17 protein-coding genes are annotated in these 17,164 nt (G+C 66.4%); 11 read left to right on the forward strand and 6 right to left on the reverse strand.

Features of this window, described 5'->3' with window-relative positions; translation table 11 throughout:
- Window positions 1–8 precede the first annotated feature (8 nt).
- The 8 genes from AC1DZT_RS06230 to dxs all read left to right on the forward strand — a co-directional run bounded on the left by AC1DZT_RS06230 (window position 9) and on the right by dxs (window position 8,623).
- The gene (locus AC1DZT_RS06230; protein WP_478005744.1) at window positions 9–386 is read left to right on the forward strand and encodes a hypothetical protein; all 378 of its coding nucleotides are present in this window, start codon (window positions 9–11) and stop codon (window positions 384–386) included.
- A 177-nt stretch (window positions 387–563) separates the two neighbouring features.
- Window positions 564–2,942, forward strand: coding sequence for a methyl-accepting chemotaxis protein (locus tag AC1DZT_RS06235; protein WP_478005745.1), 2,379 nt, complete (start codon window positions 564–566; stop codon window positions 2,940–2,942).
- Window positions 2,943–3,030: 88 nt separating this feature from the next.
- A complete protein-coding gene (locus tag AC1DZT_RS06240; protein ID WP_478005746.1) occupies window positions 3,031–4,032 on the forward strand; it encodes a CheB methylesterase domain-containing protein in 1,002 nt (333 codons plus the stop codon).
- Window positions 4,029–4,562: a chemotaxis protein CheD gene (locus tag AC1DZT_RS06245; RefSeq protein ID WP_478005747.1), complete on the forward strand. Its 534-nt coding sequence runs from the start codon at window positions 4,029–4,031 to the stop codon at window positions 4,560–4,562. Before AC1DZT_RS06240 ends, AC1DZT_RS06245 begins: the two co-directional genes overlap by 4 nt.
- 112 nt (window positions 4,563–4,674) lie before the next feature.
- Complete coding sequence (locus tag AC1DZT_RS06250) at window positions 4,675–5,601, forward strand: histone deacetylase family protein (protein ID WP_478005748.1); 927 nt, start codon at window positions 4,675–4,677, stop codon at window positions 5,599–5,601.
- On the forward strand, window positions 5,567–5,833 hold the full coding sequence (locus AC1DZT_RS06255; protein WP_478005749.1) for an exodeoxyribonuclease VII small subunit: 267 nt from the start codon (window positions 5,567–5,569) through the stop codon (window positions 5,831–5,833). The genes AC1DZT_RS06250 and AC1DZT_RS06255 overlap by 35 nt, the downstream gene beginning before the upstream one ends.
- A complete protein-coding gene (locus AC1DZT_RS06260; protein WP_478005750.1) occupies window positions 5,830–6,696 on the forward strand; it encodes a polyprenyl synthetase family protein in 867 nt (288 codons plus the stop codon). The genes AC1DZT_RS06255 and AC1DZT_RS06260 overlap by 4 nt, the downstream gene beginning before the upstream one ends.
- Window positions 6,697–6,703: 7 nt before the next feature.
- Window positions 6,704–8,623, forward strand: a complete 1,920-nt coding sequence (dxs, locus tag AC1DZT_RS06265; RefSeq protein ID WP_478005751.1) for a 1-deoxy-D-xylulose-5-phosphate synthase — start codon at window positions 6,704–6,706, stop codon at window positions 8,621–8,623.
- Here dxs and AC1DZT_RS06270 read toward each other — a convergent pair.
- From AC1DZT_RS06270 to AC1DZT_RS06280, 3 genes are read right to left on the reverse strand one after another with little or no spacing between them, the layout of a single operon-like run.
- Window positions 8,620–8,829, reverse strand: a complete 210-nt coding sequence (locus AC1DZT_RS06270; protein WP_478005752.1) for a hypothetical protein — start codon at window positions 8,827–8,829, stop codon at window positions 8,620–8,622. The genes dxs and AC1DZT_RS06270 overlap by 4 nt on opposite strands.
- Window positions 8,826–9,566, reverse strand: a complete 741-nt coding sequence (locus AC1DZT_RS06275) for a COG4280 domain-containing protein (protein WP_478005753.1) — start codon at window positions 9,564–9,566, stop codon at window positions 8,826–8,828. Before AC1DZT_RS06275 ends, AC1DZT_RS06270 begins: the two co-directional genes overlap by 4 nt.
- Before the next feature lie 50 nt (window positions 9,567–9,616).
- Complete coding sequence (locus tag AC1DZT_RS06280; protein WP_478005754.1) at window positions 9,617–10,525, reverse strand: LysR family transcriptional regulator; 909 nt, start codon at window positions 10,523–10,525, stop codon at window positions 9,617–9,619.
- Between the two features lie 179 nt (window positions 10,526–10,704).
- Between AC1DZT_RS06280 and AC1DZT_RS06285 the strand changes: the two genes are divergently transcribed.
- Entirely contained in the window at window positions 10,705–11,871 is a 1,167-nt protein-coding gene (locus AC1DZT_RS06285) for an MFS transporter (protein ID WP_478005755.1), read from the forward strand.
- 77 nt (window positions 11,872–11,948) lie between these two features.
- Here the strand turns inward: AC1DZT_RS06285 and AC1DZT_RS06290 are convergent, their stop codons facing one another.
- From AC1DZT_RS06290 to AC1DZT_RS06300, 3 genes are all read right to left on the reverse strand, one after another.
- Window positions 11,949–12,470, reverse strand: a complete 522-nt coding sequence (locus AC1DZT_RS06290) for a Dps family protein (protein ID WP_478005756.1) — start codon at window positions 12,468–12,470, stop codon at window positions 11,949–11,951.
- Window positions 12,471–12,715: 245 nt separating this feature from the next.
- Window positions 12,716–13,018 (reverse strand): UBP-type zinc finger domain-containing protein, encoded by a 303-nt coding sequence (locus tag AC1DZT_RS06295; protein WP_478005757.1) that lies wholly within the window; start codon window positions 13,016–13,018, stop codon window positions 12,716–12,718.
- Entirely contained in the window at window positions 13,015–14,655 is a 1,641-nt protein-coding gene (locus tag AC1DZT_RS06300; protein ID WP_478005758.1) for an NAD(P)/FAD-dependent oxidoreductase, read from the reverse strand. The genes AC1DZT_RS06295 and AC1DZT_RS06300 overlap by 4 nt, the downstream gene beginning before the upstream one ends.
- Before the next feature lie 196 nt (window positions 14,656–14,851).
- Here AC1DZT_RS06300 and AC1DZT_RS06305 point away from each other — a divergent pair, with 196 nt between their 5' ends.
- Entirely contained in the window at window positions 14,852–16,459 is a 1,608-nt protein-coding gene (locus AC1DZT_RS06305; RefSeq protein WP_478005759.1) for a sensor histidine kinase, read from the forward strand.
- The gene (locus AC1DZT_RS06310) at window positions 16,456–17,103 is read left to right on the forward strand and encodes a response regulator transcription factor (protein ID WP_478005760.1); all 648 of its coding nucleotides are present in this window, start codon (window positions 16,456–16,458) and stop codon (window positions 17,101–17,103) included. The genes AC1DZT_RS06305 and AC1DZT_RS06310 overlap by 4 nt, the downstream gene beginning before the upstream one ends.
- Window positions 17,104–17,164: the final 61 nt, after the last annotated feature.

Consider the following 17,164-nt stretch of genomic DNA (forward strand, 5'->3'; position numbering starts at 1 on the left):
AGGGCCAGATGAAAGAACCCCTGCCGCCCCTTTTGGAACGCACCGCCGCGATCCTTGCCGACAGTGCGCAACTGCTGCTTCAGATCGAGGACAGCATCACGCCGCTTCTGGCCAAGTCGCCACTGACCGTGGAAGCCTCTGCCGCGGCGGCAACCTTTCGCGCCAGCGGCGTGTCCTTGCAGAAGATCGATCTCCTGAGCCAGACGCTGGAGGATCTTTCCTTTTGGCTCAACGATCTGGCGCAGGAATCGCGGCGCCATGTCAGCGGCACCCTTGTGCCTGAGGCCGCGATGACCCGTCTGCGCCTCGCCGATCTGCGGCTGCGCCTGCATGGCCATACCCTGCCGCAGGAAGACGCGCTCCGATCGGATCCGGTGCTGTTCTGAAGGGGCGGCGGCGCGTCATCCGCCATCCAGGAATTTGCGATGTCAGGGGGCGGGGCCCTTTGTCCGAATCGCTCTCATTAAACTGGCCTTAAATGCCCGCCTGCAGAATGCCCTCGGAAAGATGCATCTCGCAGTCGACCAGACCGGGCCAAGCCAGACTGGCCAAGAGGGAATACAATGATCAATTTCGGCTCCATTCCGTTGAAGACCAAACTCCCGGCCGCCATCGTCGGAGTCGGCCTGTTGATGTGCGCGATCGTTGGCACGGTGGGATATTTTGAATTGAAATCGCTCGCGACCCACGATGCCGAGTTCGCGATCCTGGGCACGCTGCAGACCCGAAAAGCCAACGTCGAAAGCTTTTATGATGAGGTCGGCCGCGACCTGCAGGATATGGCGGGCAGCCCGGTGACGCTTTCCGGTTTTCGCCGCCTGGAGATGGGGTGGAAGGCCATCGGCGCCAATCCGGCCGAAACGCTGACCGCCGATTACATCACCAACAACCCCAATCCGGTCGGCAAGCGCATGGACCTCGACAGTGCGAATGTGCCGCGCCCTTACAACGATCAACATGCCCAGCTTCAGCCGACCTTTCGAAAATGGACGCAGTTGCACGGGTTTTATGATTTTTTTCTGATCGATCTGGATGGCAACGTCATCTTCACGGTCGACAAGGAAGCCGATTTCGCCAGCAATCTCCTCACCGGGCCCGAGGCGAAAGGCCCGCTTGCTGCCGCCTTCGCAGCGGCAAAGGCGGACACATCGCCGCGGGTTCATTTCGCGGATTATGCCAAATACGGACCCTCTGCCGGCGCCCCCGCGTCCTTCGCCGCCAAATCGATCCTCGGCGAAGATGGCAAAGTCATCGGCGTCTTTGCCGTCCAGATGTCCAACAAGGGTCTGCAGGATATCGTGGACAACCCGGTGGGCCTGCGCGAGTCCGAAGAGGTCATCCTGCTCGGCGCTGATGGAACGGCACGCACCTCCTCCCGGTTCGGCACCGTCTATGATGTGCTTGACCCGCTTCCCGTGCTTCCCCCCCTCGGCGCCGCTGAGCAGGACCTTGTGCCCGGGCGGCATGTCAAACTCAATTCCGGCGAGATTGGCTCTTCCGTGGCGGCGAAGGTCAATATCGATGGCCTTGATTACCATATCCTCGTCGAAGTGACCGACAGGGAGACCTATGCCAACGTCAATGCCTCGGTCACCCGTCTGATCATCTTAAGCCTTGCCGCAGCAGCGGTTCTGGCTGTGCTGGGCACTTTCGCCGCGCGCAGCATCACCGGTCCGATCACCCGCGTCAGCACGGCCATCCGGACCATCGCCAGTGGCGACCTGACGACGGAGATTATGGAAACCGGGCGCAATGACGAGATCGGGGATATCGCGAAATCCCTGGATGCCCTGCGCGAAAAGCTTGCCGCCAACGAGACGGAGCAACAGGCACGGCAGCGGGCGGCGGAACATGCCAAGCATGTCGTCTCGCATCTGACGACGGGGTTGCACAACCTGTCCTCCGGCAATTTGACCCATACGATCGAAACGGATTTCGGCGAATACGAAAGCCTGCGCCAGGACTTCAACCAGGCCAGCGGGCGCCTGTCGGAGACGATTTCTCTGGTTGTCGACACCGCGGAAAGCATCCGGTCGCGCGCCCGTGAGATCAGCCAATCCTCCGAAGACCTGTCGACAAGGACGGAAACCCAAGCGGCGACGCTGGAAGAGACGGCGGCGGCGCTGGATGAACTGACCGCCTCGATCCGCTCCGCCGCAGAGGGCGCGCGCGAGGTAGAGGGAATCGTCAAATCGGCACGGGCCGAAGCCGAAGAAAGCGGCAAGGTGGTTCAGGGGGCTGTGAGTGCGATGACCGAGATCGAAAATTCCTCCGACCAGATCAGCCAGATCATCGGGGTGATCGACGATATTGCCTTCCAGACCAATCTTCTGGCGCTGAATGCGGGGGTGGAGGCGGCCCGGGCCGGCGACGCGGGGCGCGGCTTTGCCGTGGTCGCCTCGGAAGTGCGGGCCTTGGCGCAACGCTCCTCCGCCGCCGCGAAGGAGATCAAGTCCCTGATCAGCGCCTCGACCCAGCATGTCGGGCGCGGGGTGGAACAGGTCGGGCGGGCCGGCGATGCGCTTGCCAATATCGTCAGCCGCGTCGGCCATATTTCGACGCTCGTGTCCAACATCGCCTCGGCTGCGGCGGAACAGTCGACGGGCCTGGCCGAGATCAACGTCGGCATGTCACAACTGGACCAGGTCACGCAGCAAAACGCCGCCATGGTCGAGGAATCGACGGCGGCCAGCCAGTCGATGAACCAGGAAGCCTCCGGGCTTTCGGAGCTGGTGGCACAGTTCCAGGTGAAGGCCGTGGTCATGCGCCCTCCGGTCAAAACACCACGGCCCGTGGTCGAAAACCTCGAGCTTCGGCGCAGCGCGCGCGAGGCGGGACCGAAACCCGGCAAGGCCAAGGAGGCTGTGGCGCCGATTGCCGTCACCTCTGCGCCGCAACGCAGCCAACCGGCGAGCGCCAAGGGCATGTGGCAGGATTTCTGACCTTTATGCCCGTCCCCCGCAGGCCAGGAATCGGTAGGAGAGAAGTGTGCCAGACCTCACAGTGATCATAGCAGGTGGAAATCCTGCAATGCGGATCAAGCTGATCAAAGCTCTCGACGCGGTGCCGGGCTTTCGCGTGATCAGCCAGGCCTCGGATCTGCCCGCGACCTATACGGCGGCCGAAGCGATGGAGCCGGACATGGTCCTCGTCGCGCGCGAGCTGACCCAATTGCCGGAATTTTCGCTGATGCGGGCGCTGTTTCGCGCGCTGGAGGCGCGGTGGATCACCGTGGATCATCGTGGATTGAGCGGGTCTGGGATGATCCCGCCGGTCAATGCCGAAACGGCCAACGACTTTCCGGCGATCGATACGGCCCTGCCGCCCCAGACCATCTGCGCGCAGATCTCGGCGGCGATGCGGCGCGTGGCGCCGCGCCCTCATCCCGCGCTTGCGACGCCGGTTGCCGCGGTGGCGCGCAGCAGCGGTGCCTTCCGGCCGGGAAAGCTGATCCTCATCGGCGCCTCGACCGGGGGGGTGGATGCCTTGCTTGCGGTCCTGTCGGCGCTGCCCACGGACTGCCCGCCGGTTGCAGTTGTGCAGCATACCGGGCAGGGGTTTTCCGAAAGCCTGATCCGCCTGCTGGCCCGGCGCACCAATGCGGTGGTCGAGGCGGCCCAGGACGGGATGGAACTGCGCCCGGGGCGGGTCTGCGTCGCAGCCGGATGTCCCGGTCATATGCGATTGCGGTCCAACAAGCCTTACCGGATCGCCGTCGAATCCGGGCCGCTGGTCTCGGGCCACCTGCCCTCGGTCGATGCGCTGTTTCACTCTGCGGTGCCGGTCGCCTCGCATGTCGTGGCGGCCCTGCTGACCGGGATGGGGCGCGACGGGGCCGAGGGGTTGCTGGCCCTGCGCAAGGCCGGCGCCATCACCATCGGACAGGATGAAAGCTCCAGCGTTGTCTATGGCATGCCACGGGCAGCCTTTGAAATCGGTGCGGTGCGCCAGCAATTGCCGCTGCCAGAGATCGCTGGCGCCATCCTGCGGGCCTGCGCCCAGAACTCGGAAGAAGGACGCGTTGCATCATGACTGTGATCACAGAGGGAAAACTCGTCTACGTCGTTCAGGGCACATATTACGTCTCCGCCCATGCGGAGACATCGCTCTCCACCGTCCTGGGGTCCTGCATCTCGGTCTGTCTTTTCGACACGGTGGGCGCGATCGGCGGGATGAACCACTTCCTGTTGCCGGCCGGGCGGGGAACCGATTCCGGCCATATCCGCTTTGGCGTGAACGCGATGGAAAAGCTGATCAACGAGCTGTTGAAGAACGGCGCCTCCAAGCCGCGCCTGCAGGCCAAGGTCTTCGGCGGGGCCCGGATGTCCGCCACCTTGACGGATATCGGGCGGCAGAATGGTGCCTTTGCCCATAGTTTTCTGGCCAACGAAGGCATCCCCATCGTCGCGGAAAGCCTGGGGGGCGTGCTGGCCCGCCGGGTGATCCTGCGGCCGACGACGGGCCAGGTGAAGCTTCTCTTCGTCAAGAATGACGAGGTGGAACTGAACGAGGTGCCACCGCCGCGGACCCAGGCGCAATCGGGCAGCGTGGATCTGTTCTGACCCTTGCCCCGACAAGCGGGCGGTCAGGGTCGCCCCCCCTGAAACCCGGATGCGGTGACGGCTTGCCTCGGCGCGTGCTTTCCCCTTTGATCGCGGTCAAAAGGGGGATGCCATGACCTTGTACTTTGCCCATGCGGCCGCCAGCCGCCACCGCACGCCCGCCGGCCACCCCGAACAGGTGGCCCGGCTGGACGCCGTCGAGAAGGGGGTCGCGGGCCTGCGCCTCACCCGGCGCGAACAGCCCCTCGCGGCCGAGGCGGAGGTTCTGCGCTGTCATCCGCAAAGCTATATCGACCGGATCCGTCAGGCCGAACCCTCCAGCGGCACGGCGCAGCTGGACCCTGACACCTGGATGTCGCCCGGCTCTTTCGAGGCGGCAATGCGCGCGGTCGGCGGCGCCTGTGCGGCGGTGGATGCGGTTCTGGCGGGCGAGGACAAGACCGCCTTCGTCGCCGCCCGCCCGCCGGGCCACCATGCCGAAACCACAACGCCGATGGGGTTTTGCCTCTTCGGCACCGTGGCCATCGCGGCCAAGAGGGCGCTGGATCATCATGGCCTTGCTCGCGTCGCCGTCGTCGACTTCGACGTGCACCACGGCAATGGCACGCAGGATCTCTTGTGGAACGAGGAGCGCGCGCTGTTCATCTCCAGCCAGCAGATGCCGCTCTGGCCCGGCACCGGCGGGCGCGAGGAGAAGGGCGCCCATGGCCAGATCCTCAACCTGCCGCTGCCGCCCGAAAGCAGCGGCGCCAGGATGCGGGCGGTCTATGAGGCCGAGGTTTTCCCCGCGCTCGCCGCCTGGAAGCCAGAGCTGATCCTGATCAGCGCCGGCTTCGATGCCCATGAGGACGACCCCCTGGCGCAGCTCAACTGGCAGACCGAGGATTTTGCCTGGCTGACCCAAAGGCTTTGCGACCAGGCAGAGGCCTCGGCACAGGGCCGGGTGGTATCCTGCCTGGAAGGCGGCTATGATCTGGCGGCGCTGGCGGCCTCGGTCGCGGCACATGTGGGCGTTTTGCAGGAGCGTGGCCTTGGCTGATAAACCCGTCGTAGAGATGACCTTCGAAGAGGCCATGGCCGAGCTGGAAAAGGTCGTCACCCAGCTGGAACGTGGCGATGTAGCCCTGGAACAGTCGATTGCGCTTTATGAGCGCGGCGCGGCGCTGAAGGCGCATTGCGCGGGCAAGCTCAAGGATGCCGAAGAAAAGGTCGAACTGATCCGCGCCGCCGAGGGCAAGGCCACGGGCGTCACCCCGGTGGAGGGGATGTGAGCTTTCCCGAGATTCTCGCCGCCGATGCCGGTGCCATCCAGGCGCGGCTGACCGCGGCGCTGTCCGACCGGGCCGAGGTGCCGGTGGTGGTGGCGATGCGCTATGCGCTGCAGGGCGGCAAAAGGCTGCGCGGTTTTCTGGTGCTGGAAACCGCCCGCCTTTTCGGCCTTGGCGACCGGGCCCTCAGCGCGGCGGCGGCGGTCGAGGCCTTGCATGCCTATTCGCTGATCCATGACGATCTGCCCTGCATGGATGACGACGATCTGCGCCGCGGCCTGCCGACCGTTCACAAGAAATGGGACGAGGCCACCGCCGTTCTGGCGGGCGATGCCTTGCAGACCCTGGCCTTTGAACTGCTGTGTGACCCGGCCTTGGGGACACCCGAGGTGCGGATGGGTCTGGTTCTGGGCCTCGCCAAGGCCTCGGGCGCCGAGGGGATGGTTCTGGGCCAGGCTTTGGACATGGCGGCCGAGCTGGCGGCAGAGCCTCTGACGCTGGACCAGATCACCCGGTTGCAGGCGGGCAAGACCGGCGCGCTGATCGGCTTTTCGGCCGAGGCGGGGGCGATCATCGCGGGCGAAGATCGCGCGCCGCTCGCCGGTTATGCCAAGGCCCTCGGGCTGGCCTTCCAGATTGCCGATGACATTCTGGACGTGAAGGGCGATCCTGCCAAGGCGGGCAAGCGGCTGGGCAAGGATGCGGCGGCGGGCAAGGCGACCTTTGTCTCGCTCCTTGGGCTGGAAGGCGCCGAAGCGCGGGCCCGCGATCTGATTGCCGAGGCCGAAGCCTGCCTTTCGCCCTATGGCAACCGGGCTGCGACCTTGATTGCGGCGGCGCGCTTCGTTATCGCGCGGGAAAGCTGAGGAATCCATGTCCGACACATCGCGCCCCATCACCCCGACGCTTGACCGCGTGCAGTTTCCCGCCGACCTGAAATCCCTGTCGGACCGCGAGCTGCGGCTTCTGGCCGATGAACTGCGGGCCGAGACGATCTCGGCGGTGTCGGTGACCGGGGGGCATCTGGGCGCGGGTCTGGGCGTGGTCGAGTTGACGGTGGCGCTGCATGCCGTGTTCGACACGCCGCGCGACAAGCTGATCTGGGATGTCGGCCACCAATGCTATCCGCACAAGATCCTGACCGGGCGGCGCGACCGCATCCGCACCTTGCGGACCGAGGGCGGGCTGTCGGGTTTCACCAAGCGCAGCGAGTCGCGCTATGACCCCTTTGGCGCGGCGCATAGCTCGACCTCAATCTCCGCGGCCTTGGGTTTTGCGATGGCGGCGGAACTTGGCGGCGATCCGGGCGATGCGATTGCGGTGATCGGCGATGGCTCGATGTCGGCAGGCATGGCCTTCGAGGCGATGAACAACGCGGGTGCTTTGAAAAAGCGGATGTTCGTCATCCTGAACGACAATGAGATGTCGATCGCGCCGCCGGTGGGTGCGATGTCCTCCTACCTGTCGCGGCTTTACGCCGGCGCCCCGTTCCAGGAGATCAAGCAGGCCGCCAAGGGCATGGTCAGCTTGTTGCCCGAACCCTTCCAGGAAGGCGCGCGCCGGGCGAAGGAAATGCTCAAGGGCATGACCGTCGGCGGCACGATGTTCGAGGAGCTGGGCTTTTCCTATGTCGGCCCGATTGACGGCCACGACCTCGACCAGCTTCTGCCGGTGCTGCGCACGGTCAAGGCGCGGGCCACCGGGCCGACGCTGATCCATGTGATCACAAAAAAGGGCAAGGGCTATGCCCCGGCCGAGATGGCCGCCGACCGTGGCCATGCCCGCGCCAAGTTCGATGTGCTGACCGGGGTGCAGAAGAAATCGCCCTCCAACGCGCCGTCCTACACCAAGGTGTTCGCCGAGGCGCTGATCCGCGAGGCCGAGGCCGACAGCAAGATCGTCGCCATCACCGCCGCGATGCCCGATGGCACCGGGCTGGACCTTTTCGCCACCCGCTTCCCGAAGCGGATGTTCGATGTGGGTATCGCCGAACAGCATGCGGTCACCTTTGCGGCGGGTCTTGCGGCGGGGGGGATGAAGCCCTTCTGTGCCCTCTATTCCACCTTCCTGCAGCGCGGCTATGATCAGGTCGTGCATGATGTCGCGATCCAGAACCTGCCGGTGCGCTTTGCCATCGACCGGGCGGGCCTCGTCGGTGCCGATGGGGCGACCCATGCCGGGGCTTTCGACGTGGCCTATCTTGCCAATCTGCCGGGCATGGTGGTGATGGCCGCTGCGGACGAGGCGGAACTGGTCCACATGGTCGCCACCGCCGCCGCGCATAATTCCGGTCCTATCGCCTTTCGCTATCCGCGCGGCGAGGGCGTGGGGGTCGAGATGCCGGCGAAGGGCGTGCCCCTGCCGATCGGCAAGGGCCGGATGATCCGCGAAGGGTCGCGCGTCGCCATCCTGTCCTTCGGCACCCATCTGGCCGAGGTTCTGAAAGCCGCCGAGGCGCTGGCCCAGCGTGGCCTGCCGCCGACGGTGGCCGATGCCCGCTTTGCCAAACCGCTCGACCGCGAGATGATCCTGCAGCTCGCCCGCAGCCACGAGGCGCTGATCACCATCGAAGAGGGCGCCATCGGCGGCTTTGGCAGCCATGTCGCCCAGCTTCTGGCCGAGGAAGGCGTCTTCGACACCGGACTGAAGTTCCGCAGCATGGTCCTGCCCGACATTTTCATCGACCAGGCCTCGCCCGAATCGATGTACCGCACCGCCGGGATGGAGGCGCCGCAGATCGAGGCCAAGGTGCTGGAAACCCTCGGCATTGCGGTGGTCGGCCTGCGCGCCTAGCGGCCCCTGGTTTTCCGCCAAAGGCTCAGGCCCAGCACGAGCAGGCAGCCGACCAGCAGAAGCACCCCGCCCAGAAGCGGCGGCAGGCCGAGCAGCTTGACCGCACCGGCGACCACCGCGATGAGGAGCGTGGCCTGAAGCGCCATCGCCCCGTCATCGACGAACATGCCGAGGGTCTCCTCCCAGATCAGGACGAGCCATTTCATCGCAGAGCCTCCCGCCCGGTCTTGGCAAAAAGGCGCACCGCGGCAAGGGAGAAGATCAGGAACAGGGCAAAGATCCAAACCAGCGCCAGATCCGCGCCGGGCCATTCCGCGCCCAGCCCCTCGCCCGTCCAGAAGACGCCGAAAGAGCACAGCATCAGGCCGACCACGAATTTCAGCGTGTTTTCCGGCACTTGAACGAGCGGCTTGTGCACGGCGGCGCCGACCAGCAGCACCAGGATCACCGCCGCCAGCGCGCCCATGCCGGCCCAGAAGGTCTGGCCATGGGCGGTGCCCACCGCGATGACGATGAAGACGACCTCGACCCCTTCCAGCAACACGGCCTTGAAGGCGGCGGTGCCGGCGGCGATGTCGGCGCGGCGCTCGGCGGCCTGGGCCTTCAGAAGGTCGGTCTCCCGGGCGAAGGCCAGCGCCTCGTCATGCAGCGGAATCCATCCGGCTGAGCGCAGGATCGCCTTGCGCAGCCAGCGCAGCCCGAACAGGATCAACAGGCAGCCCACGGTGAACTGCAGCGCGCCGAGCGGGATCAACGCCAGCAGGGGCCCGAAGATCAGCACGATCAGCACCAGAAGCGCGAGGGCCAGCGCAGAGCCGGTCAGCGCGGGGCGCCAGCCCCGTGTCAGGCCGACGGCCAGCACGATGGTGAAAGCCTCGACCACCTCGACCAGAGAGGCGAGGAAAGCCGCGGTGAGGGTGGGAAGCAGGTCTGTCCAGGTCATGGCACAGGCATCCTCCAGTTTCCGGCCCGGATCAATGGCAAAAGGCAGGTTCAGCCGGGCAGGGCGTGGCGCGCCATCTCGGCCAGGAAATGCTTCTGCATCGCATCGGCAAAGACGCGCACCTTGGCGGGCACCAGGCGGCGGCTGGGATGCACGGCCCAGATCGCGGAATCCTCGGGCAGGGCATCGGTCAGCGGCAGGGCGACCAGATGGCCCGCCGCCAGATCGGCCGCGGCAAACCATTGCGACAGATAGGCGATGCCGACGCCGCCACGGCAGACTCCATAGAGGGTCTCGAAGGAATTGGCGCTGAAACGGCCATGGACCCGGGCAGACAGCGCCTCGCCCGTGACGCGATGGCGAAAATCCCAGCGGTCGAAACCTCCGAGCGTCAGGCATTCGTGGCCGGGCAGATCCGCCACGGTCTGCGGCGCGCCGCGGCGGGCGATGTAATCGGGCGTGGCGCAAAGCACCCTCTGGTTGGCGGCAATCTTGCGGGCCACCAGCGAGTTGTCGCGCAGCGTGCCGATCCGGAAGGCAAGGTCGATGCCATCGGCCACGATGTCCACCAGGCCATCGGTCTGGATCAGATCGATGCTCAGCCCGGGATTGGCCTCCAGCACGCCGGGGATCATCGGCGCCACCATGATCCGCCCGAAGGCGATGGAGGCGGTGATCCGCAGCAGGCCGCGTGCGCCCTCTCCCGCCGGACGCAGGGCCTCGCGGCTGGTGGCGGCCTGATCGATCATCGCTTCGGCATAGGGCAGGAAGGTCTCGCCCTCGGGCGTCAGCCCGACCGCGCGGGTGGTCCGGTGCAAGAGCCGCACGCCCAGTTCGGCCTCCAGCGCGGCCAGCCGGCGCGTCACGGTCATCGAGGTCAGCCGCAGGCGCCGGGCGGCGCCCACGAGACTGCCGCTGCGCACGGCCTCTACCAGGATTTCCAGGTCATCGACGTTCATTATAACCTTTAGTGTTATACCGCCCGATCAAATGCAACGGCTAATGTGGGAATTGGAAATACGCTATCTGATGCGTGCAAACAGTCGCGGCGATGGTCCGCATGGAGTACGAGATGATCAATCCGACATTCGGGTCCGCGCAGCCGGTTCCCGGCCCCGTTACAGCAAAGGCCCCCGCCGTGAAAACACCGCAAGAGATCGGGCGTGGCACCATTCTGGCCATGGCGGTGGCCGCAGGTGCGGCGGTGGCCAACCTTTACTACAACCAGCCGATGCTGGAGATGATCGAGAAGGACATGGGCCGGGCGGGCGTCAGCCTGGTGCCGACCGTGACCCAGCTTGGCTATGCGGCGGGCCTGTTCCTTCTGGTGCCGCTGGGCGACGTTCTGGAACGCAAGCGCCTGATCATCCTGCAGTTTCTGGTGCTGGCCCTCGCCCTTGTCGGCGCGGCCATGGCGCCGGGCGGCTGGTCCTTGGTCGCCGCCTCGGCCCTGATCGGGCTAAGCTCGACCGTGGCGCAGCAGATCGTGCCCTTCGCGGCGCATCTGTCGCATCCTGACAAGCGCGGGGCGACGGTGGGCACCGTCGTCTCGGGCATCCTGAGCGGCATCCTTCTGAGCCGGACGATCTCGGGCTATGTCGGCAGCACGCTGGGCTGGCGCGAGATGTTCTGGATCGGCGCGCCGATCGCCCTTCTGGCGGCGGCCACCGTGCAGCTGACCCTGCCGAGGAGCCAGCCCGATCAGAAAGTGTCCTATGGCGCGCTTCTGCATTCGCTGGGCGGGCTGTGGCGGGAGTTTCCGGCGCTGCGCCTCGCCGCGGTGTCGCAGGCGCTGGTCTTCGGGGCTTTCTCGGCCTTCTGGACGGTGCTGGCCTTCCGCCTGCAACAGCCGCAGTTCGGCTATGGCGCCGAGGTGGCGGGGCTTTTCGGGCTTCTGGGTCTGACCGGCATCCTGGCGGCCCCGATTTCTGGCCGCATCGCCGACAAGCGCGGCCCGCATACCGTGATCGCCGTTGGCGCGGTTCTGACGCTGGTGTCCTGGGTGATCTTCGGGCTCTGGACCTCGATCGCCGGGCTGATCGTCGGGGTCGTGGTGCTGGATTTCGCGATGCAGGGCAGCATGGTGTCGAACCAGCATGTGATCTACGCCCTGCGGCCCGAGGCGCGGTCGCGGCTGAACACGATCTTCATGGGGTCGATGTTCCTTGGCGGTGCGGCGGGTTCGGCGCTGGCCACGTTCCTCTGGCCCTATGGCTGGGCCGCGGTTTCGGCGGGTGGCGCCATGGCCGGGCTGGTGGCGGCCGGGTTGCAGCTGAACAGCATGCGCAAGCGCGCGGCCCGCTGAGGGCCCCTGCCCCCTGATGAGATGAAATGTGCCGCGCTGGTGACAGCGCGGCACATTGGTTTTGGCGAAAGGAAAGTTCAGGCGGTCATCGGGCTGCGCAGCGTTTCGAACAGGAACCAGCCGCGCTTTTCGCCCTCGTCGATCCAGTTCTCGAGCAGGCTGGCCGAGGCGACATCGCCACCTTCGTCGCAGATGTCATGGACGCGGCGCATCTCGCCGAGGATCTGCAGATTGTCGCTGTGCAGTTCGGCCAGCATGTCCTGCGGATCGACGTAATCCGCGTCATTGTCGAGGATGGTCTGGGTGTTCATGATCCCGGTGATCGAACGCAGCGTGGTATGGCCCAGCTTGCGGACCCGTTCGGCCAGCGGGTCGGTCATCGCCAGGACCTCGTCGCCATGGTCATCCAGCATCAGGTGGTAGTCGCGGAAATGCGGGCCGCTCATGTGCCAGTGGAAGTTCTTGATCTTCAGGTACAGCGCGAAGGCATCGGCGAGGATCCGGTTCAGCCCGGCCGCGATGTCGCGGGTGGCCTCGGCCGACAGGTCGGTGGGCGTGGCAAGATGGCGGGCGGCGGCAGTCTTTTTCGCTTGGGTCACGGCAGATCTCCTCTGGGGTTGTGCTGGGGCAACGCGGGGCGCGCGCTGTCGTTCCTTGTCAGCCAGAAGAGTCGAACCCGAGCCCTCTTGGCCTTGCGGAAAGGTTAGACGGGGACCCGGCTTCACACATCGCATACAAAGGTTTGGTCCGGTCCGGCGCCAGGGCCGCGCCCTGCCAGATGCAACGCAAAGGCCCCCGGAAGGTTCCTTCGGGGGCCTCGGGATAGGCGCTGTTCGGTGCGGCGTCAGTAGAAGCGCGGGATCGGGCCCAGTTGCGGGGTCTGGTCGGGCAGATCGACCTCGGTCTTGTCGGCAAAGCACCATCCCCAGCCTTCCGGCGGGTCATACCCTTCGATGATCGGATGGCCGGAGGCGTGGAAATGCGCCCTGGCATGGCGATGCGGGGAATCGTCACAGCAGCCGACATGGCCACATTCCCGGCAGAGCCGCAGGTGGACCCAGGGGCTGCCGATCTTCAGACATTCCTCGCAGCCCCTGGCGCTGGGGTGAACGGTGCGGATCGTGTCGGTGTGGGTGCAGCGCTTCATCGGGTCACCTCGGTCTGTTGGGCCAGCATGGCGTGGATCTGCGAGACGACCGCCGCGCCTTCGCCGACGGCGGCGGCGACGCGCTTGGTCGAACCGGCGCGCACGTCGCCGATGGCAAAGACGCCGGGCAGGCTGGTTTCCAGCGGCAGCGCGCCCTGCCCAGTCTTGACGAAGCCATGTTCATCCATCTCGACACAGGCGCGCGCCCATTCGGCATTGGGATCGGCGCCGATGAACAGGAAGATGTGGCGCAGGGGATGGCGGACGATGGCGCCCGAGGCACGGTGGCGGAAGCTTGCGGCCTCAAGCCCGGTGTCGCGGTTGCCCTCGAGGCTGTGCAACTCGCCGCCGACATGCAGTTCGACATTGGGCAGGGCGGCAATCCGGTCGATCAGATAGCGCGACATCGTCTCGGCCAGGGGGCGGCGCACCACCAGATGCAGGCGGCGGACCTGGGGGGCCAGAAAGACCACGGCCTGACCCGCCGAATTGCCGCCACCGACCAGCGCCACCTCTTCGCCCGCGCAAAGCCGCGCCTCGATGGGCGAGACCCAGTAGGACACGCCCGCCCCTTCGAAGGTCTCGAGGTTGGGCACATTGGGCCTGCGATACCGCGCCCCCGCGGCGATGACGATGGCGCGGGCACGCACCTTGCGATCGTCGGCACAGGCGAGGGCCAGCTGGCCGTCGCGCAGGCTCAGATGATCGACCTGCACCGGAATGGCGATTTCGGCCCCGAATTTCAGCGCCTGGTTGAAGGCCCGCGCCGACAGGGCATGGCCCGAGATTCCGGTCGGGAAGCCAAGGTAATTCTCGATCCGGGCCGAGGCGCCGGCCTGACCGCCCATCGACTGGCCATCCAGCACCACGACCGACAGCCCCTCGGAAGCGGCATAGACCGCAGCCGCAAGACCGGCAGGGCCGGCCCCGACGATGGCCACGTCATAAAGCTTTTCCGGCCCGATCTTCGGCACGATGCCAAGGCAGCAGGCCAGTTCGGCATCGCTCGGCCGGCGCAGGATCTGGCCGCCCGGACAGACCACCAGCGGCAGTTCGGAGGGCAGAACGCCGCTGCGTTCCACCAGGGCGCGGCCCTCCTCGTCGACGCTGGCATCGAGGAGCAGGTTGGGCATCCCCGACCGGGTCAGGAAATTCTGCAGCCGCAGCACATCCGGGCTGCCCGGCGTGCCGATCAGGATGGTGCCCGCCCCGCCATGCCCGATCAGGCCGACCCGGCGCAGGATCAGGGCGCGCATCATGATCTCGCCGATCTCGGCCGAGCCGATCATCAGCGCGCGCAGGTGGGGCGCATCGAAGGGCAGGGCCAGGCAGCCCTCGGGCCCCGCGGCCCCGGCGGCGAGCGAGGGGCGGCCCGACAGCTGGTTGACCTCGCCGGTGAACTGGCCGGTGACATGGGTGGTGACCGGCGCCAGGCTGTTCAGCCCGTCGCGGCGCGTCACCACGATCCCCCCCGACAGCACAAGCCAGGTCGCGACCCCGCTGGCACCGATGGCGAAAACCGACTCTCCCGGGGCGAACTGCCGCGCCGGGCCGCTGGCAAAGCGGGCGGCGCTGGTGATCTGGACAGGGGTCAGCACGGGGAACATCTGGTGATCCCGGCCTTCGGTTCTGGACATGCGCAGTCTCCTCCTGTGAATAGGCGTATGCCATCCCCTGCGGGCAGCTTCGCCGCGGCGCGGCTTCCGGCCAATCATACAGAGGTTTGTCCGCGCCGTCGTGTAAACCCCAACCCCAAACCTCCGTATGATGGCAAGCCCGCCGCTTGTGCCCGATGGTTCAGCAGACCACGGGACCAAACGAAGAGCCGCCCTCATGCGCCATAAGGCAGACTTGCCCTTGCGGCGCGACAACGTCAGATTGAAGCGGTTTCGTCGATCGGTGACAAGGGTGCAGGAGGCGGCCATTCAGGGCGACAGGCAGGCAAGGCGGATCGTCACCACCGCGCATTGCGTGGCGGCTCTGGCCCTTGCGCTGGCCATCTTCGCGCTGGACGTCATCAGCCCGCTGCAGGGCGCGGTGGCCGTGCTTTACACGATCGTCGTGCTGATCGCTGCCCGCCCGGGCCAGCGACGGCTGGTCTTTGCAGCGGGCACGGTTTCGGCCGGGCTCGCCATGGTCGGCTATGTGATCAGCCACGGCAATGCACCGCTCGGCTCGCCCGCGATCCGGCTGGGGGTCAGCCTGCTGGCGATCTGCGTCACCAGCCTTTTGTCGGCCAGCCAGATCACCCAGGCGGCACAGCGGCGCCGGGCCGATGCGCGCTATGCGGCGATCCTCAACGCCTCGGGCTTTCCGATCTGGGAATCCGACTGGTCGCAGGCCTACCGGATGCTGAAAGGCGGCGCGGCCCCGACCGCCGAGCTGGCGCGCGAGGCCGCCGCCTCGGCCTTCGTCCGCCATGCCAACCAGCAGGCCGCGCGGCTTTTCGGCTATGACAACAGCGCCGACATGATCGGCGTGAACATCCTGCACCTGCACACCGACAGCGGGCGGGCCACCCAGGCGCGGATCTTCGAACGGCTGATGGCCGGCGAATCTCCGGTCGAGGCCGAGGCCCAGTTCACCCGGCTGGGGGGCGAGCTGATCGACGTCGTGCTGCGCGTCTCGCGCCCGCCGGATGACGAGGGCTGGCGCCATGTGCTGATCACCGCGATGGATGTGACCGAACGCAACCGCGCCCAGGCGGCGCTGGCCGAAACCCATGCCGAACTGATCCACATGGCCCGCGTGATGACGCTGGGCCAGATCGCCGCCTCGATCGCGCATGAGGTCAACCAGCCGCTGTCGGCCATCATCACCTACGCGAAATCCGGCCGACGCTGGCTGGCGCGCGAGGTGCCGCAGGTGGCCGAGGTCAAGGATTGCCTCGACCAGATCGCCGCCAATGGCGCCCGCGCCGCCGAAGTCATCGCCCGCATCCGCGATCTGGCGCGCAACACCGAACCCGTCCATGCCGTGATCGCGCTGGAGTCCATCCTGGCCGACACGCTGCTGCTGCTGCAGCGCGATCTTTCCGCGGCCGGGGTCGAGATGGTCGTCGCCCTGCCGCCCGATCTGCCCGAGGTCTGCGCCGACCGGGTGCAGCTGCAACAGGTCCTGCTGAACCTCATCCTCAACGCGCAACAGGCAATGACCGCAACCCCGGCGCCCAACCGCGCGATCCGGATCACGGCCGCGGCCGATGCCGGCTTTGTCAAGGTCGCGGTCAGCGATGCGGGAACCGGTCTGGCGGGCGCCGACCCCGAGACCCTGTTCCGCCCCTTCTTCACCACCAAGGCCGAGGGCATGGGCATGGGCCTGACCATCTGCCGCAACATCATGGAACAGCACGGCGGCAGCCTGCATGCGGCGGCCAATCCCCTGGGCGGGCTGACCATGCACCTGCGCCTGCCCATCGCACAGACAGGAGCATGCGGATGACAGAGATCTTGGCAAATGGCTGCGTCAACGTGATCGACGACGACCCGGGCCTGCGCGGCTCGATCGGCTCGCTTCTGCGGTCCTGCGGTTATCACGTTCGTCTCTTCGAAAGCCCCTCCGATTATCTCGCCGCCGAGATGCCGGATGCCCGCTGCTGTCTGGTCCTCGACATCCGCCTGTCGGGGGAAAACGGTCTCGATTTTCAGGAACGCCTCGCCGGTCAGAAACATGCCGTGCCGGTCGTGCTGATCACCGGGCATGGCGACATTCCGATGACGGTGCGCGGGATGCGGGCCGGGGCGATCGACTTCCTGCCCAAGCCCTTCGGCGACGATCAGCTCTTGGATGCCGTCGCCAAAGCCCTTGAAACCGATCAGGAAAGGCGCAGCGAGGCCCAGCTGACCGCCCGCGTCCAGGCCCAGTACGATGGCCTGACCACGCGCGAGAAAGAGGTCATGGCGCTGGTCGTGACCGGCTTGATGAACAAGCAGGTCGCCGCCCGCCTCGACCTCAGCGAGATCACCGTGAAGATCCATCGCGGCAATGTCATGCGCAAGATGGAGGCGCAGTCCCTGGCCGACCTCGTGCGCATGGCCGAACAACTGGGCGTGCGCGACGAAAGCATCCATCGGTATAACATGTAGGTATGATAGTGCGCGGCGCCGTCAGCCGCTATATCTGTGATGTCGGGCGCTTTTTGTCCCG

This window comes from Rhodobacter sp. P1_C2 (assembly GCF_056406375.1).

What these genes read in the sequence shown, in the direction of transcription:
- AC1DZT_RS06230 (WP_478005744.1), top strand. Translation starts at nt 9, where the DNA reads ATGAAAGAACCCCTGCCGCCCCTTTTGGAACGCACCGCCGCGATCCTT.
- AC1DZT_RS06235 (WP_478005745.1), top strand. Translation starts at nt 564, where the DNA reads ATGATCAATTTCGGCTCCATTCCGTTGAAGACCAAACTCCCGGCCGCC.
- AC1DZT_RS06240 (WP_478005746.1), top strand. Translation starts at nt 3,031, where the DNA reads ATGCGGATCAAGCTGATCAAAGCTCTCGACGCGGTGCCGGGCTTTCGC.
- AC1DZT_RS06245 (WP_478005747.1), top strand. Translation starts at nt 4,029, where the DNA reads ATGACTGTGATCACAGAGGGAAAACTCGTCTACGTCGTTCAGGGCACA.
- AC1DZT_RS06250 (WP_478005748.1), top strand. Translation starts at nt 4,675, where the DNA reads ATGACCTTGTACTTTGCCCATGCGGCCGCCAGCCGCCACCGCACGCCC.
- AC1DZT_RS06255 (WP_478005749.1), top strand. Translation starts at nt 5,567, where the DNA reads ATGTGGGCGTTTTGCAGGAGCGTGGCCTTGGCTGATAAACCCGTCGTA.
- dxs (WP_478005751.1), top strand. Translation starts at nt 6,704, where the DNA reads ATGTCCGACACATCGCGCCCCATCACCCCGACGCTTGACCGCGTGCAG.
- AC1DZT_RS06270 (WP_478005752.1), bottom strand. Translation starts at nt 8,829, where the DNA reads ATGAAATGGCTCGTCCTGATCTGGGAGGAGACCCTCGGCATGTTCGTC.
- AC1DZT_RS06275 (WP_478005753.1), bottom strand. Translation starts at nt 9,566, where the DNA reads ATGACCTGGACAGACCTGCTTCCCACCCTCACCGCGGCTTTCCTCGCC.
- AC1DZT_RS06280 (WP_478005754.1), bottom strand. Translation starts at nt 10,525, where the DNA reads ATGAACGTCGATGACCTGGAAATCCTGGTAGAGGCCGTGCGCAGCGGC.
- AC1DZT_RS06295 (WP_478005757.1), bottom strand. Translation starts at nt 13,018, where the DNA reads ATGAAGCGCTGCACCCACACCGACACGATCCGCACCGTTCACCCCAGC.
- AC1DZT_RS06300 (WP_478005758.1), bottom strand. Translation starts at nt 14,655, where the DNA reads ATGTCCAGAACCGAAGGCCGGGATCACCAGATGTTCCCCGTGCTGACC.
- AC1DZT_RS06305 (WP_478005759.1), top strand. Translation starts at nt 14,852, where the DNA reads ATGCGCCATAAGGCAGACTTGCCCTTGCGGCGCGACAACGTCAGATTG.
- AC1DZT_RS06310 (WP_478005760.1), top strand. Translation starts at nt 16,456, where the DNA reads ATGACAGAGATCTTGGCAAATGGCTGCGTCAACGTGATCGACGACGAC.